The following is a 16,476-nucleotide window of genomic DNA, read 5'->3' on the forward strand; positions in this document are numbered from 1 at the left end:
TGGGTGTGGTATCGTTAACGCACCATTGCCGCGATGCGGAACATAGATACCCAAACTTCCCAACTCTCAACAAAGGACGCCCTATGAAACCTACCCTGCCTTCCCGGTCCGCAGCCCGCCTGCTGGGCGCGGCCCTGGGCCTGGCGCTGCTGGCCGGCGCGCCGGCGGCGGCGCTGGCCGCCGATGCGCCTGTCTCGTCCCCGGCTGCGCAGCGCGCCGTCACGCCTGCCGCCACGCTGGCGGTCATGCAGCGCGTGGCGGACTGGCAGCTGGCCCACCCCAGCACCTATCCCGAGGACGACTGGACCCAGGCGGTCGGCGACGCGGGCATGATGGCGCTGGCCGGCATCGCCGCCGACACCCGCTACCGCGACGCCATGGTCTCCATGGGCCAGCGCAACGAATGGAAGCTCGGCCCGAGCATGTACCACGCGGACGACTACGCCGTCGGCCAGACCTACGCCGAGCTGTATCTGACACTGCGCGACCCGAAGATGATCGCCCCGATGCGCGCCCAGTTCGACTACATGCTGGCCCACCCGCGCGAAGGCAGCCTGAACTGGATCACGCCCGGCGTGCTGCACCGCTGGGCCTGGTGCGATTCGCTGTTCATGGGGCCGCCTGCCTGGGCGCGCCTGGCCGCCGCCACCGGCGATCACCGCTACCTGGACTTCGCGGTGGCGAACTGGTGGCGCACCTCGGACTATCTGTATGACAAGGAAGAGCACCTGTACTACCGCGACAGCCGCTTCTTCAAGCAGCGCGAAGCCAATGGCCGCAAGATGTTCTGGGGCCGGGGCAATGGCTGGGTGATGGGCGGCCTGGTGCGCATGCTGCAATACGTGCCGGCCGGCCATCCGTCGCGCGCCCGCTTTGTGCAGCAGTTCACCGAGATGTCCGAAAAGCTGCTGACGCTGCAGCAGCGCGACGGCATGTGGCGCGCCAGCCTGCTGGATCCGGCCAGCTACCCGCTGCAGGAAACCAGCGGCACCGGTTTGTATACCTACGCGCTGGCCTACGGCGTCAACGAGGGCATACTGGACCGCGCGCGCTTCGCGCCGGCGGTGGCCAAGGCCTGGGACGCGCTGGTGGCCAACGTGGACGCGGCCGGCAAGCTGACGCACGTGCAGCCTATCGGCGAAGACCCCAAGGCCTTCGACGCCGGCTCCACCGATGTGTACGGTGTGGGCGCCTTCCTGATGGCGGGCAGCGAGCTGCACCGCATGCAGGCGCGCGGCGCGCAGAAGTAGGGCGCCGGCTGGGCGGCAACTGCGTGTCCTGCGGGCCGTGCTGTGGTATTTACTGCAAATCCGGTAAAATAACCGATGTGGAGGCCAAAAGCCCGATATCGTTATCAGTAGCCAAAGGACAGCAATGAAGAAATCGACGGTGACCCTGGTCGATGTGGCCAAAAAAGCGGGTGTGTCAGTGATGACGGCCTCGCGCGCGCTGAGCGGCGAGGGCTATGCATCGGATGAAACCCGGGCCAAGGTGCAAGCCGCCGCGCAGGAGCTGGGCTACGCGCCGAACGCGCTGGCGCGCATGATGAAGGGCGGCCGCACCAATGTGATCGGGGTGGTCGTCAACGATCTGGCGTCCACGGTGGTGAACGGCTTCGTCACCGCCATCAGCGAGGAAGTGCGCAAGTACGAGATGGACATGTTCATCTACAACTCGCTGGGCGACCTGGGCGACGGCAAGGGCAAGCGCCTCAGCCAGCTGCTGCACGGCTTGTGGGACGGCCTGATCTACGTGCTGCCGCGCATGAGCGACGATTACCTGCGCACGCTGGAGGCGAGCACCAGCCCCATCGTCATGATTAACTACTGCAAGCAGGAAACCACCTTGCCGGTGGTGCGCGGCGACAATGTGAACGGCGCGCGCGACGCGGTGGCGCACCTGATCGAACTGGGGCACCGCCGCATCGCCTTCGTGCGCGGCACCGCCTACACCGGCCAGAGCGACGAGCGCGAGCGCGGCTACCGCGCGGCGCTGCAGGAAGCCGGCATAGACGGCGACCCGCAGCTGGTCGCACAGGGCGACTTCAACGAGCAGTCCGGCGCGGAAGCGGCGCGCGCGCTGATGGCGCTGGCCGAACCGCCGACCGCGATCTTCGCCGCCAACGACGCGATGGCGCTGGGCTGCATGGCCGCGCTGCGCGAAAAAGAGCTGCGCATTCCGCAGGACGTGTCGGTGATCGGCTTCGACGACATGGCCGGTTCGGCCGTGGTGCAGCCGGGGCTGACAACCTTGCGGCATCCGGTGGCGCCGATGGCGCAGGCTGCCGTGCAGGAATTGATGCGCCGTATCCAGTCCCAGCCGGGCCGGCGCCAGCGCATTGAATTCCCCAGCGAATTCATCATCCGCGAGTCGACCGGACCGGGTCCGGAAGCGCCCGCGCGCAAGAGCAAGGCGAGAACGCGCAAGCAGGCCTGAGGACGGGCAGCGGCCGGTATGGATGGCCGCTTTTTTGTGAATTAATATGATAACGATATCTCAACATGGTGGCAATGTGACCAACACAGCAGTCAGCGCGGCGCAGGCCAGCCTGTTCCAGGATGCGCAGGCCGCGGCGCTGGCGCAGCTGGAGCGCCACGCCGTGGGCTACGGCGCCGGCTTTCCCGACGACACGGCCACGGACGGCGTGTACCGCCTGCGCCGGGCGCCCGGCTTCCCGGAAGGCGCCAACGTGGGCTGGACCACCGGCTTCTGGACCGGCATGGGCTGGCTGGCGCATGAACTGAGCGGGCGCAGCGTGTTCAGGCAGTGGGCGCAAGGCCAGCACGCGAGCTTTGCTTCCCGCGTGGCGCTGCACACCGACCTGGACCACCACGACCTGGGCTTCCTGTACGGGCCGTCGGTGGCAGCCTTCGGCATCACCGGCGAAGGGCGCCACCGCGCGCTGGCGCTGGGCGCGGCGCAGGTGCTTGCCGAGCGCTTCCTGCCGGCGGCCGGCGTGATCCAGGCCTGGGGCCGGATAGGCGACCGCAGCGACCAGCGCGACCAGGGCCGCATCATCATCGACACGCTGATGAATCTGCCGCTGCTGCACTGGGCCAGCGCCGAGAGCGGCGACGCGCGCTACGGCGACGCGGCGCGCTCCCACCTGGCGCGCACGCTGGCGCTGCTGCTGCGCCCGGACGGCTCCAGCGCCCACAGCTGCCATATCGATCTGGACACCGGCGAAGCGCTGCGCATCAGCACCGTGCAAGGCCACGGCAGCGATTCCTGCTGGGCGCGCGGCCAGGCCTGGGGCGTCTACGGGCTGGCGCTGAACCACCGCCACGCGCCCGAACAGGGCGCGCTGGACGCCGCCTGCCGCATGGCCGACCACCTGCTGGCGCACCTGCCGGACGACGGCGTGTGCCAGTGGGATCTGGCGCTGGACTGGCGCGGCGGCGAGCAGCGCGACAGTTCCGCTTCCGCCATTGCCGTGTGCGGCCTGCTGGAGCTGGCGGAACAGCTGCCGCCGGGGGCGCGCAGCCGGCACTACCGCGAAACGGCGCTGCACATGCTGCAAGGCCTGGCCGCCGGCTGCGCCGCGCCGCCGGGCCCGGGCCGTGGCCTGCTGCTGCACGGCGTGTACAGCTACCCCGAAGGGCGCGGCGTGGACGAAGCCAATCTGTGGGGCGACTACTACTATCTGGAAGCGCTGGCGCGTGTCAACGCCGGCTGGCGCAGCTATTGGGGCGGCAGCGCAGCGGCGCAGCCCAGGCATGCCAGCGCCTGAGGCTGTGGACAGATACAGTGCCGTGTCTTGATGTGTAAAATGCGGTAAGTTTCACGCCCGGCTGCTACCGCTGAGTGTCCAAATCGGCTAGCATGCTACAAGTCATTAGCGTGCCACGGTACCGAAGGTCCGGCGGATGTGATAAATGCGCGAGCGCCGGAAGCGGGGAGGTAGGGTGGGCCAGAAAGTCCTTTTGCGGCAAGCGCCGCCGCTGCTTGCCGCCGGCTTGCTGTCGCTGCTGCCCCTGTATTTTTTCCTCCTGATGGGCGACCTGGCGTGGTCGCTCAAGGAGCGCGCGGTGCAGGAAGTAGTGAAAGCCCAGCTGCGCGAGTTCAGCCAGAACCCGGTGCTGCTCAACGTGCTGTTCGGCGCCTTGCCCGCCATGCTGTCGCTGCTGTTCGGTCCCCTGGTTGGCGCCTGGAGCGACCGTACCCGCACCCGCCTGGGGCGGCGCATCCCCTTTCTGCTGTGCGGCGCGCCGCTGCTGTCCGGCGCCCTGGTGGGGCTGGCCTATAGCGAAACGCTGGCGGACGCCGTCGTGGCCTGGTTCGGCATCGATCCCGCATTCCGCCGCGAGACGGTGATCGCCTGCATGGGCGCGTTCTGGGCGCTGTTCGAGCTGCTCAGCATCACCAGCAACGCGCTGTTCATCGCCCTCGTCAACGACACCGTGCCCAAGCCCATGCTGGGGCGCTTCTTCGGCCTGTTCCGCATTGTCAGCCTGGCGGTGGGCGCGGCCTTTTTCTATGTGGTGTTTGGCAACGACCTGCCATCGGTGGCGCGCCAGGTCATGCTGGCCATTGCCGCCGTTTACCTGGGCGGCTTCGCCCTCCTGTGCGCCTGCGTGCGCGAGCCGGAATGCCCGCCGCCCAGCGCGCTGGCGGCGCCGCCGGGGCTGGGCCGCTTGCGCGCGCCCGGCGGCGAAGCGCCCTGGTTCTATGTGCTGCTGTTCGCGGCGCTGGGCATGGCCACCACCAGTTTGCTGCCGGTGAATATCAACAGCTACAACGCCATCAGCCAGTTCGGCGTGGACCGCAGCAGTTTCGGCCACGCGGTGGCGCTCACGTATTGCATCTCCATCGTGTTCGCGCTGCCGCTGGGCTGGCTGGCTGACCGCGTCCATCCTTTGCGGGTGGGCTTCGCGGCGCTGACGCTGTATGCGCTGTGCATGCTGGGCGCCTGGTTCCTGGTGGTGGGGCGCACGTCCTTCCTGATCTGGTTCGTGGTGCACGGCGTGCTGGCGGGCGCCTTCCTCACCGGCACCGCCGCGCTGCTGCCGTCGCTGCTGCCGCGCGCGCGCTTTTCCGAACTGGCGGCGTTTTCCGCCTCCGTGACGGCGCTGCTGGCGATGGTGTTCACGCTGGCGATGGGCGCAGCGCTGGACTGGAGCGGCAGCGATTTTCGCCTGATGTTCCTGGCCGCCGGCCTGGTGGCGCTGGCCGGGGCGGGCCTGTGGTACGGCGTGCTGCGGCTGTTCCGGCGCGCCGGTTTTACGTCCCCATCCCAGGATCGCTGACGCCATGGCGTCCGGTCTCGAGCCGGCCCGCGAAGCGCCGCGTCCAGCCGCCGCTTTGCACGCTGTAGTCGTACCAGTAGCGCTGCGCTTCCAGCGGCAGCAGGATGCGCGCGCTTTCGCCCGGTTCGAGCGTGCGCAGCTGCACCGGCGCGGCGCCATAGGCGAGCTTGCGCAGCGCCACCTCGCACGCGGCCGTGCCGCCGTTGCGCAGGCTTAGCCGCAGGCCGTTGCCGTAGGCTTCCAGCGCCATGTCCAGCGCGTCCGCGTCGACGGCGCCCTGCAGCTGGCGGTGGAAACCGTTCGGCCCCAGCACCCATAAGTCGTACTTGCCCTGGTCGGCCGGCGCGGGCGTCCACAGGTCCTGCAGCGATTTGCCCGCTTCCACCGTGTAGCGGCGCGGAATGCGGTCCAGGTGCAGCTTGTCGTACACGTGGAAGACCGCGCCCGCCGCGCCGCTGTTGATGAATTGTAGCGCCACGGCGCGCTGCGCGCCCTCGGCGATGCCGGCCTGGAGCTCCAGGCTGTAAGGCAGGGCGCGCGAAGGGCGCTCTCCCGCAGGCTGGCGCGGCACGCCCTGGCTGGATTCAGGCGGCACTTCGATGCCGCCGCGCGCGCGCTGTTCGCGGCGCCAGGCGTCGGCCCAGGCCTGGCTGCGCGGCGCCAGCGCCGGCGGCGCGGCGTCCGGCGCGCGGAAGTCGAAGCAGCTGGTCAGGTCGCCGCACACGGCGCGCCGCCACGGGCTGATGTTGGGTTCGGCCACGCCGAAACGCGTCTCGAGGAAGCGCAGGATGGACGTGTGGTCGAACACCTGCGAATTGACCCAGCCGCCCTTGCTCCAGGGGGAAATCACCAGCATGGGTACGCGCGGTCCCAGGCCGTAAAGCCAGTTGACCGCGTGGCATTCGGCCGTGTAGTCCACGGTGGATTTGCCGGCGCGGCTGCCGTCGCGCTGGAGCGAGGGCGCGGCGGGCGGCGGGACGTGGTCGAAGAAGGCGTCGTTCTCGTCGTACATTTGCAGGAACACGGTCTTGCTCCACACGGCCGGATCGGCCAGCAGCGCTTCCAGCACCATCTGCGTGTAGGCGCCGCCCTGAACCGGCGTGGACGGCCCCGGATGCTCGCAGTACAGGCGCGGCGGGACGATCCAGCTCACCTGCGGCAGTCGCCCCGCCAGCACGTCGTCCTTCAGGCCCTGCAAGGTCGCGTTGCGCAGGTTGGTGGTGAGGCCTTTTTCGGCCAGCGCGTTGGGACGGTTCTGGTGCGCTTCGCGGAAGCTGCGGAATACTGTCAGCAGATTGCAGTCGTAGTTGTCGTCCATGTCCTGGTAGACCTTCCAGCTTACGCCGGCCTGTTCCAGGCGCTCAGCGTAGGTGGTCCAGGTGAAGCCCTGCTCGGGCGGTCCCAGGCCTTCCATGCGGTTGTCGATGGCGGGGCCGCCGCAGGCGCCGGTGGGGTCGTTGGTGCCGGTCAGCATATACAGGCGGTTGGGATTGGTGCCGCCCTGCAGCGAGCAGTGGTAGGCGTCGCACAAGGTGAAGGCTTCGGCCAGCGCGAACTGGAAGGGCAGTTCCTTGCGCGTGTAGTAGGCCATCGATGCGTCGGTCTTGGAGCGGGGCCAGTAGCCCATGCGGCCCTCGTTCCAGGCGCTTTGCGCGTCCGGCCAGGTGTGCGGCAGGTCCAGCGCGCACTGGGCGTTGCCGGCCTCCTGGTCCAGGTGGTAGGGCATGACGGTGCGGCGGCCATTGTGCTGCTGCCAGACGGTACGCCCGCCTGGCAGCGGTATGGTGAAGCGGTCGCCGAAGCCGCGCACGCCGGGCAGGGTGCCGAAGTAGTGGTCGAAAGAGCGGTTCTCCTGCATCAGGATCACCACATGCTGCACGTCCTGCAGCGTGCCGCTGTCGCGGTGCGCAGGCACCGCCAGCGCCTGGCGCAGCAGCGGCGGCATGGTTCCCATCAAGCCTGCGGCCAGAGCCTGGCCCAGGAAGCGGCGGCGGTGTTGCGGCACGGCGGTCTCCTTATCAAAAAAGGGCGTACACGGAGAACCGGTACGCCCAGCGGGAGAAACTCTCCCGGAGAGTGAAACTTTTACATCGCTACTGCATCATAACCGCGTCAGAACTGCATGTCGGCGCGGACCGAGAAGTAGCGCTGATAGTCGCGGGCTGGGGTCCAGCTGGTGGTATTCACCGCCGCGACCGGATTCGGCGCCTTGGCGCTCCAGGTGCCGTTCACCCAGGTGTTGGCCAGGCCGGTGGCGTAGGACTTGTTGAACAGGTTGTTGACCATGAAGCTCAGCTTGAAGCCGTCCTTCTTGTCCTTGATGCCGGCGCCCAGGTTGACGATGCCGTAGCCGCCTTGTTCGGTCATCGGGTCCTGGTTCAGGTTGAACTGGGTCTTGCTCTGCCAGCGGAAGGCCGTGGTGACGAAGCCGTTGTAGCTGCGGTCGGTCAGGATGTCGTACTGGCCGCCCAGGTTCACCTTGAACTTCGGTGCGTTGGGCAGGGTTTTGCCCGCCAGGTTGGCCACGTTGGTGTTGTTGTACTTCGCGCTGGCTGCGCAGTTGCCGCCCGGCGTGGTGCCGGTGCCGGCGGCATTGAGCACGCTGTAGCAAGGGCCGTTTTCAAAGTCGGTGACGATGGCCTTGGTGTAGCCGAAGGAGCCGTTGAGCAGCAGCTCGCGCGATACGCGCCAGTTCATGTCGGACTCGAAGCCGCTGGTGCGCAGGCCGCCGATGCTGTGCAGCGTGGTGCGGAAAATGCCGTCCGGGTCGGTGAAGCCGGCCGATTGCTGGAAGCCCGTGAAGTTGGTGCGGAACACCGCCAAGTCCAGGGACATGCGGTTGTTCAGCAGGCTCATTTTCACGCCGGCTTCGATGCTCTTGGCGTTTTCGCCCGGCACAGGCTGGGTCTTGGCGATGGCGGCGTTGAAGGAGCTGGTCAGGTCATAGGCCTTGCCCTTGTGGCCGGTGGAGTAGGTGGCGTAAGCCATGGTGGCCGGGTCGAGGCGGTGTTCCAGGCCGATCTTGCCGGTGGCCTTTTTCTCGGTGTCGTCGCTCTGGAAGTACTCGGTCAGCACGCGGCTGGTGGCCGGCGGCGGGTTGTAGCGGCTGAAGGAGTAGCCGGTGTCTTCCTTGTTGTAGCGCAGGCCCGCCACCACGCTGGTCTGCGGCGTCAGGTCGAAGCTGCCCTGGCCGAAGATGGCGTAGTTGGTGTTGTAGGCGGTGGCGCCGTAGTCGGTGACATAGGTGGTGACCGGTGCGCGGGTCAGTTCGCGCGCCAGTTCGTTCTTGCCGTACCACAGGCCGGCCACGTAGCGCACGCCGCCTTTGTCCGGCGAAGTCAGGCGCAGTTCCTGCGTCTTGGCTTTCACGTCGAACAGGCCGTACTGGTACAAGCCGCCGCTCACGCCGATCAGTTTATTGCTGATCAGCGCCTTGCCCAGCACGTCGCTGTCGGTGGCGTCGCCATCCTGGTAGTCGTTCATCTTGTAGTGCGACCAGGACGTGATGGAGGTCAGCGTGTGCTTGGCCAGCACGCTGTCGTCGCCGAAGGCATAGCTTACCTTCAGGCCAGCGCCCACGTCGCGCGCCTTGCCGCCGGCCGGATAGTCGTTGCGCACCGAGACATTGTCCGGACCGGGCACGATGCCTTTGAGTACCTGCGAGGCGGGCATATAGTTGCCGGCCGCGTAGGTGGTGCCGTTGTTCAGGTTGTACACCGCGCCGGCGAAGTTCGACATGGAGTTGAACGGTTGCACGCAGCAGGCTTTGGTGAATTTGCTGGCGCGCGGCGAGAACACCACGGTCCAGTTGTCGTCCGGGGTCCATTCCAGCTTGCCGGAGAGGTTGGTGTCGCGCGAGCCGTTCAGCTTGCCGCCGTCGTAGAGGTTTTTCACTACGCCGCCGAAGCTGGTCTTGCCCGCCGCCAGGCGCATGCGCACGGTGTCGCTCAGGGCGCCGGAAACCGAGGTGCTGGCGCGCCATTCGCCGTCGCTGGTCAGCAGCGTGGAAGCCTTGGTTTTCCAGATGCTGTCGATGGGCTTGGTGCTGATATTGACCGCGCCGGCGATCGAGCTCTTGCCGAACAGCGTGCTTTGCGGGCCTTTCAGCACTTCGATGCGGTTCACGTCCGCCAGGTCCTTGAAGGCGTTGGCCTGCATGGCGTAGGGCACGTCGTCGATGATGATGGACACGTCCGACTCCACGCCGATGCCGAGGGAGTAGGTGCCGATGCCGCGCATATTGATGCTGAAGTTGCCCGGCTGGGTGCTGTAGGAAATGCTGAGCGCAGGCGACAGGGCGGGCAGGTCGTCGAAGTCCTTGACGTTGTTGCGCTGCAGGACGGCGTCGTTCAGGACGGTGATCGCCATCGGCACGTCCTGCAGGTTCTGGGCGCGCTTGTTGGCGGTGACAACCACGGTTTCCAGTTTGACTTCGTCCTTGTTTGCGGGGGCTGCTTGCTGGGCTTGGGCCAGGCTGGCCATGGCCAGGGCAACGGCAGCTACGACAGGCCGCACCGCGTATTTTGCTGTGGCGGCGGCTGGATGCTGTTTATTCGTGTTCATGTACTCTCCTCGGTCGAAATTTAACATGTGCTTGCCAGTTGCGGGGCGCCTGGCTTCCCTTATTTGTGAGAACGTTATCAGTCGTCGTCCTAAAAAACACAGCGGTGAGCGCTGCGTTGATGTGATAACGATATCAGTCATTTTCGCCCGTCACAAGAAATTTTCATATGCTTGCGCGAAAAACGACAGATTCCCGTCACACCTGGCTACGAATTGAATTGCATTTGCCGAAAGGCTTAGGTAACGTTAACACACCGCATTTCCCGTCCATACAAAACAAGGAGCATTCATGACGCAAACCGCATCCCCCGTTCCCCGGCAGCGCACGCTGTACGCCGCCCTGTGCCTGGCCTTGCTGGCGGCGGCGCCCCTGGCCGCGCCGCGCGCCGAAGCGGCAGCGGCCGTGCGCGGCGCAGCCGATCCAGCCACGGCGGCCAGCCCGGCCGCCGTGCTGAACGTGATGCAGCGGGCGGCGGACTGGCAACTGGCCCATCCCAGCACCTATCCCGAGGACGACTGGACGCAGGCGGTGGGCGACGCGGGCATGATGGCGCTGGCGGGCATTTCCGGCGAGCGCCGCTACCGGGACGCCATGCTGGCTATGGGCGAGCGCAACCGCTGGAAGCTGGGACCGAGCATGTACCACGCGGACGACTACGTGCTTGGCCAAACCTACGCCGAGCTGTATTTGCAGACGCGCGAGCCCAGGATGATCGCGCCCATGCGCGCCCAGTTCGACTACATGCTCGACAACCCGCGCGACGGCAGCCTGTATTGGGAAACGCCGGGCGTGCTGCACCGCTGGGCGTGGTGCGACGCGCTGTTCATGGGGCCTCCCGCGTGGGCGCGCCTGTACGCGGCCACGGGCGACCAGCGCTACCTCGACTTCGCGGTGAAGAACTGGTGGCTCACGTCGGACTATCTGTACGATAAGGAGGAGCACCTGTACTACCGCGACAGCCGCTACTTCAGCAAGCGCGAAGCCAATGGCCGCAAGGTGTTCTGGGGGCGCGGAAACGGCTGGGTGATGGGCGGCCTGGTGCGCATGCTGCAATACCTGCCCGCCAACCATCCGTCCCGTCCGCGCTTCGTGCAGCAGTTCAGCGAGATGGCCGCCAAGCTGCTCACGCTGCAGCAGAGCGACGGCACCTGGCGCGCCAGCCTGCTCGACCCGGCCAGCTACCCTTTGCAGGAAAGCAGCGGCACCGGCTTGTACACCTACGCGCTGGCCTACGGCGTGAACCAGGGCTTGCTGGACCGCGCGCGCTTCGGCCCCGCAGCGATCAAGGCGTGGGACGCGCTGGTGGCCAACGTCAACGCGGACGGCAAGCTGACCCACGTGCAGCCCATAGGCGCGGACCCGAAATCCTACGACCCCAACTCCACCGACGTCTACGGCGTGGGCGCCTTCCTGATGGCGGGCAGCGAGATCTACCGCATGCGGCTGCTGGACAGCGCGCCGTCCAAGGTGGTCGTCGTGCGCAACGGCGGCGGCCTGCACCGGGCGGATGAGTCGGTGGAGGCGCCGCTGGCGGCGGGTGAGACGGGTGAAACGGGTGAGATTGCGGTGCTGGACGCGGCCACGTCGCGCATCGTGCCCAGCCAGCGCCTGGAGAAGAACGTGCTGTTCCAGGCCACGCTGGCGCCGGGCGAAACGCGCCGCTATCACGTGCTGCCGCGCGCCGCGTTGCCCGCCGTGCCGCCGGTGGACGCCAAGGCCCACGCCCGCTTCGTGCCGGAGCGGCTGGACGATTTCGCGTGGGAGAACGACCGCACGGCGCACCGCGTCTATGGCCCGGCCATCATGCGCGACCCGAAGGAGATGCTGGTCAGCGCCGGCGTGGACGTGTGGTCCAAGCGCACCCGCGCGCTGGTGCTGGACAAATGGTACGCCAGCGGCGACTACCACACGGACAAGGGCGAGGGCATGGACTTCTACAAAGTGGGCAAGGCGCTTGGCTGCGGCGGACTGGCCGTGTTCGACGGCGGCCGGCTGTATCCCGCGTCGTCCAACTTCAGCAAGTGGAAGGTGCTGGCGGACGGTCCGCTGCGCGCCGTCTTCGAACTGACTTATGAGCAGTGGGACGCGGGCGGACGCCAGGTGTCCGAGCTGCGCCGCGTCTCCATCGACGCGGGCACGAATTTCAGCCGCGTGGAAAGCCGCTTCAACGCCAAAGGACCGCTGGAAATCGGCGTGGGCATCGCGCAGCGCGAAGGGGAAGGCCGCTACAGCCAGGGCAGCGGCTGGATGAGCTACTGGGAACCGGCGCACGGCGCGGACGGCAACGCGGCCTGCGCGGTGCTGCTGGACGGCCGCCATACCCCGCACGACGGACAGTATCTGGCCGTGGGCAAGGCGCAGCCGGGCAAACCCTTCGTCTACTACCTGGGCGCCGGCTGGAGCAAGAACGCCGACTTCCCCACGCCGGAAGCGTGGGAACGCTACGTGAAGGAAGCCGCGCAGCGCGTGGCGGAACCGCTTGCCGTCAGCGTGGAAAGCGGCAAATAACGATAATATTGCCCCGCCATCCGGCGGGGCTCCATAAGGGGATCACAAATGAAGTTTGCGACACTTGCAATGATGCTGGCGGCGTGGGGCGCGCAGGCGCAGGCCGCGGAGACGCCGCCCGTGGTGCACATCGATTGTTCGGCTGCCGCTGCGGGCGCAGGCAGCCTGCAGCAGCCGCTGAACAGCCTGGCGCAGCTGAACGCCATCCGCTTCCAGCCCGGCACGCGCATCCTGTTCAAGCGCGGCGCCACCTGCCAGGGCAGTTTCCGGCCCATGGCGGGCAGTTCGGGCGCACCCGGCGCACCCGTCGTCGTGGATAGCTATGGCGACGCCGCGCTGCCGCGTCCCGCGATCGCGGCTGGCTGCGTTTCGTCGCGGCGCGATCCGCAGCAGGCGCTGACCGAAGCCAGCAAGCAGCCCGAGGGCGTGAGTCCCTACCATACGCTGTGCACCGCAGGCGACGGCCAGTTCAACCGCGCCGCGCTGCACCTGTTCAATCTCGAACACTGGGAAATCAACGGGCTGGAACTGAGCAACGACGGGATGGAAGAGGCGGGGCGCCTTGGTCTGCTGGTGCAGCTGGAGGACTTCGGCACCGGCCACCATTACCGCGTCAACGACGTGCTGGTCCACCATGTGCGCGGCTACACGAAGGACGAGCCGGGCCGCGCGCTGGCCTACAAAGCCACCGGCGGCATGCTGTTCGAAGTCACGCGCGACAGCGAGCGCTGGGGCGTGCGCCAGAAAAAGACCAACTTCGACGACGTGCTGGTTGAAAACAGCGAGATCTACCATGTGGACGGCATAGGCCTGTCCAACCGCTCGGCGTGGATGTGCCGTCCGCGCGGCGCGCCCTGCGGCGACTTTCCGCCCTACAAAAACAACCCCGGCTATCTGCAGGAGACCGCCGCGCAGGCCGCAAGCGAGTTTTACCCGTCCACGCGGCTGGTGTTACGCAACAATAAGATCCACGACATCGGCGGCGACGGCATCGTGGTGCGCACGGCCGTTGCGCCGCTGGTGGAAGCCAATCTGCTGTACGACATCTGGATGCGGGCGCCCGGCAACAGCGCGGGCGCGTGGGCCATCAACACGGACGGCGCCGTGTTCCAGTACAACGAGGTGCACGGCGTGCGCCTGCGGCCGGAGTTTGAATCCGGCGACGGCATGGCCTTCGATGCGGACATGGGCACGCGCGGCACCCGCATCTACGCCAACTACAGCCACGGCAACGCGGGCGGCCTGATGCTGTTCTGCGCCTGCGGCAAGGACGGACTGGGCCAGCAGGCCATGGCGGAGGACGTGGTGGTGGAGCGCAACCTGAGCGTGAACGACAAGCGGCGCGCCATCCTGGTGGCGGGGCTGGACAACGCCATCGTCAGCGGCAACCTGATTGTGACCGACGGCGCCACGCCGCTGCTGGAAAGCCACCACAAGGGTACCCCCGACGTGCTGGAACTGCGCGGCAACCAGTTTGTCGACACCAGCGGCAGCGGCGCGCTGTACCGCGCTTTCAGGCAGCCCGGCAGCCACGCGCGGTACGCGTGGAGCGGTAACAGCTTCCACGGCTATCCCGCTGGCGCGGAAAGCGGCGCGGCGGTGCCGGCGGCGCAGGCCGATGTTCCGGCCCTCATCGAGCAATGGTTCACCGCCACCCAGTTCCGCCAGCGCGGCTACCGCCCGCGCTGAAGCTCGAAGCGCGCCTGGTAGGACTTGCCTGCCGAGCCTTGCACCGCCACCGTCATCTTGATGGTGGGGCTCAGTTGCTGCACCGTGATGGCCGGGTCGTGCGACAGCACGGCGCGCGCGCTGCGGTGCAGCTCCAGGTGGATCACGTCCGTGTTCTCCTGGGTGGGATCGGCCACGGCCAGCTGCAGCTGCCCGCCTTCCTGCTGCACCACCACGGCCGCCTTGCGGTCGCTGGCCAGGTAGGGCTTGCCCGCCACCTTCACGGTCTTGGCCGCGTCCTCCCAGAACACCAGGCCGGTCAGGCCCAGCGCGCTATCCGTCACCGCCGTGGCGCTGGCTGAGCGCTCCGCCACGCGCACCGGATTGGCCGCCGCAAACGCCGCCACCTGGGCCGCGCTGCGGTTGGGCAGCAGGATGAAGGTGTAGGCGCCTGCGGCTGGACGCGCGCCGTGCGGCAGCGCCAGGCTCAGATAGCTGGCGCTGACCGGCTTCGCCGAGCCCTCGGCGTTGATGTCGCGCCAGGCGCCGGTGCGCGTCTCGCGCAGGCCCTGCACGGTGGGCGCGTCCGGGAACACATAGCCGATGTCCGAGCCGGGCACGCTGCCCGCCAGGTGCGCCCATTTTGTGTTCGGCAGCGCGTGCGACCAGCCGGCCGCTGCGGGCTGGCGCACGCCGTTGACGGTCAGTGCATTGTCGCCGGCCGCGTTCAGCTTGCGGTTCTCGACGATGGTTTCCACAGGTTCGGCTGAAGTGGCGGAGATGGCGGAGATGGCGGAACCCACCGCCACCACCCGGTCCCCGAACAGGAACCAGGCCTTCTTGCCCTGCAGGCCGCTGTCGCTCCATGCCCTGGTGGAGAAGTCCATGCCGATGGCCGCATGCTTGCCCGCCAGCTCGGCGCCGCCCACGGCGGCCTTGTCGTTGCCGTACAGTTTCCACTTCTCCGGCGCGCCGCTGCCGCTGTGGTCCGTGGTGGTGCCGGGCATGCGCAAGGCATCGACGGTGGGCCAGTAGCTGCCGCTGTACTGGGCCTGGTCCGCGTTGTAGAGGAAATGCGTGCCCACGCCGGTCCACCAGCCGCGCAAGTTCTCGCCGTTGCCGGACTCGAAGGAGCTGATGCGCTTCGAGAACATCGCCAGCGTGAAAGCGTGGCCCGGGCGGCGCTGCACGGCGCGGTCGGTGGCCGGGTAGTAGCGGGTTTCCACCGCTTCCGGCTGCGGCGCCACGGCGGCGTCCTGCTGCAGCGCCTTCAGCAGCCCCATTTGATACACCGGCAGGCCTGCGTAGATGCCGGGCACCGCCGTCGCCACCGGCGTGAAATAGGAGGCGCCGAAAGTGCGGTCGCGCTGCAGCCAGCCTTTCAGCACGGCCTTCAGCTGCGCGCCCTGGGCGGGCGGCAGCACTTGGGCCAGTTCCGCCATCGTGCCCGTGACCGTGCGGCCCACGCCATGGTCGGAATAGAACTCGCGCGAAATGGAGCGGCCGCGCTGCATGTCCATCATGGCGCCGTCGTAGATGAAGGGGCGGTAGGCCTGCATGGACCAGTCGAAGGGCAGGCCGGCGTTCGGGTCTTGCAGCTGCCAGGGCGAGCCGTTCAGCACATAGTACAGCGCGGCGATATCGGCCATGAGGACCACGCCGTAGCCGCCGATATAGGACACGTGGTCATGCTGGACGAAGGAGCCGTCGGCATAGAAGCCATCGCCGCTGGTCACGTAGGGCAGGGCCTGGCTGATGGCGTCGCGGCCCTGGGCGATCTTGGCGGCGTGCTTGCCGTTCACGCCGCGCATGATGGCGACGAAGGCCTTGTCGAGGCGGTTGGCGCCGGTTTCCTCGGTGCGCGACAGGGCGCCGCCCGGCGTGGTGCGCCATGCCGGATCGGGCACATGGAAATCGATGGCGGCAAGGCAGCGCTCCAGCTGCTCCGGCGCGAGCAGGCCGCGCACGGCCATCACGGCCTCGTTGAGCGCCATGGGCGCGCCGATCTGCCAGTCCCACCAGTTGTTGTAGGCATGGCGGCCGGCGGCGTAGCGGTTTTTGCTCATCCAGTCCAGGCCGTCCACCACGGCGGCGCCCAGCGCGGCATTGCCGTGCAGGGCGGAGTTGGGCGAGGCGTACACGGCTGCCATGGCGGCCAGGCGGCGGTAGGCGCTGGTGACGTGGGCGGAGACGGTGGCGGAGGCCAGGTCGGGCCAGAGCGCGGCGCGGCCGGGCGCGGTCTGCATGGACGACCAATAGCGTTGCGCGTTGGCGTCGTCGAGCTTGAGCTGGGCGGCGATTTCCTTGTCGGCGGTGTCCGCCGCCGCGCCGCCGGCCGCGCGCAGCAGCCACTTGGCGCGCATATCGTCGAAGTCATCGGCCAGGGCCGGCGCCAGCGCCTGGCAAGCCTGCAGCACAGCGGCCAGCAGCAGGCTGCGCCGCCAGGCCGGGCGGAACGGTGGTAAGCGATGCAGCATCTATGCTCTCCTC

At 67.7% G+C, this 16,476-nt stretch carries 9 protein-coding genes; 6 read left to right on the plus strand and 3 right to left on the minus strand.

Annotated features, from left to right (window positions below):
* Window positions 1–83 precede the first annotated feature (83 nt).
* The 4 genes from AC07S4_RS00300 to AC07S4_RS00315 all read left to right on the plus strand — a co-directional run bounded on the left by AC07S4_RS00300 (window position 84) and on the right by AC07S4_RS00315 (window position 5,246).
* Window positions 84–1,250: a glycoside hydrolase family 88/105 protein gene (locus tag AC07S4_RS00300; protein WP_494984694.1), complete on the plus strand. Its 1,167-nt coding sequence runs from the start codon at window positions 84–86 to the stop codon at window positions 1,248–1,250.
* Window positions 1,251–1,374: 124 nt separating this feature from the next.
* The gene (locus AC07S4_RS00305) at window positions 1,375–2,436 is read left to right on the plus strand and encodes a LacI family DNA-binding transcriptional regulator (RefSeq protein ID WP_494984695.1); all 1,062 of its coding nucleotides are present in this window, start codon (window positions 1,375–1,377) and stop codon (window positions 2,434–2,436) included.
* Window positions 2,437–2,512: 76 nt separating this feature from the next.
* On the plus strand, window positions 2,513–3,730 hold the full coding sequence (locus AC07S4_RS00310; protein WP_494984696.1) for a glycoside hydrolase family 88 protein: 1,218 nt from the start codon (window positions 2,513–2,515) through the stop codon (window positions 3,728–3,730).
* A 175-nt stretch (window positions 3,731–3,905) separates the two neighbouring features.
* Window positions 3,906–5,246 carry an MFS transporter gene (locus AC07S4_RS00315; protein ID WP_494984697.1) on the plus strand — a complete coding sequence of 447 codons (1,341 nt, stop codon included), beginning with the start codon at window positions 3,906–3,908 and terminating at the stop codon, window positions 5,244–5,246.
* Here the strand turns inward: AC07S4_RS00315 and AC07S4_RS00320 are convergent.
* Both AC07S4_RS00320 and AC07S4_RS00325 read right to left on the minus strand, forming a co-directional pair.
* On the minus strand, window positions 5,221–7,200 hold the full coding sequence (locus tag AC07S4_RS00320; protein ID WP_494985577.1) for a phosphocholine-specific phospholipase C: 1,980 nt from the start codon (window positions 7,198–7,200) through the stop codon (window positions 5,221–5,223). The two genes, AC07S4_RS00315 and AC07S4_RS00320, sit on opposite strands and share 26 nt — an antisense overlap.
* A 158-nt stretch (window positions 7,201–7,358) precedes the next feature.
* Window positions 7,359–9,809 (minus strand): TonB-dependent receptor, encoded by a 2,451-nt coding sequence (locus tag AC07S4_RS00325; RefSeq protein ID WP_494984698.1) that lies wholly within the window; start codon window positions 9,807–9,809, stop codon window positions 7,359–7,361.
* Window positions 9,810–10,098: 289 nt separating this feature from the next.
* On the opposite strand from AC07S4_RS00325, the gene AC07S4_RS00330 reads away from it, so the two are divergent.
* Window positions 10,099–12,318, plus strand: a complete 2,220-nt coding sequence (locus AC07S4_RS00330) for a glycoside hydrolase family 88 protein (protein ID WP_494984699.1) — start codon at window positions 10,099–10,101, stop codon at window positions 12,316–12,318.
* A gap of 48 nt (window positions 12,319–12,366) precedes the next feature.
* Entirely contained in the window at window positions 12,367–14,007 is a 1,641-nt protein-coding gene (locus AC07S4_RS00335; RefSeq protein WP_494984700.1) for a right-handed parallel beta-helix repeat-containing protein, read from the plus strand.
* Here the strand turns inward: AC07S4_RS00335 and AC07S4_RS00340 are convergent.
* A complete protein-coding gene (locus AC07S4_RS00340; RefSeq protein ID WP_494984701.1) occupies window positions 13,992–16,463 on the minus strand; it encodes a polysaccharide lyase 8 family protein in 2,472 nt (823 codons plus the stop codon). The genes AC07S4_RS00335 and AC07S4_RS00340 overlap by 16 nt on opposite strands.
* Window positions 16,464–16,476: the final 13 nt, after the last annotated feature.

Source organism: Pseudoduganella sp. GW821-FHT05F09, assembly GCF_059419605.1.

Coding starts and splice junctions, on each gene's coding strand:
- AC07S4_RS00300 (WP_494984694.1), top strand. CDS start 84: ATGAAACCTACCCTGCCTTCCCGGTCCGCAGCCCGCCTGCTGGGCGCG.
- AC07S4_RS00305 (WP_494984695.1), top strand. CDS start 1,375: ATGAAGAAATCGACGGTGACCCTGGTCGATGTGGCCAAAAAAGCGGGT.
- AC07S4_RS00320 (WP_494985577.1), bottom strand. CDS start 7,200: ATGGGAACCATGCCGCCGCTGCTGCGCCAGGCGCTGGCGGTGCCTGCG.
- AC07S4_RS00325 (WP_494984698.1), bottom strand. CDS start 9,809: ATGAACACGAATAAACAGCATCCAGCCGCCGCCACAGCAAAATACGCG.
- AC07S4_RS00330 (WP_494984699.1), top strand. CDS start 10,099: ATGACGCAAACCGCATCCCCCGTTCCCCGGCAGCGCACGCTGTACGCC.
- AC07S4_RS00335 (WP_494984700.1), top strand. CDS start 12,367: ATGAAGTTTGCGACACTTGCAATGATGCTGGCGGCGTGGGGCGCGCAG.
- AC07S4_RS00340 (WP_494984701.1), bottom strand. CDS start 16,463: ATGCTGCATCGCTTACCACCGTTCCGCCCGGCCTGGCGGCGCAGCCTG.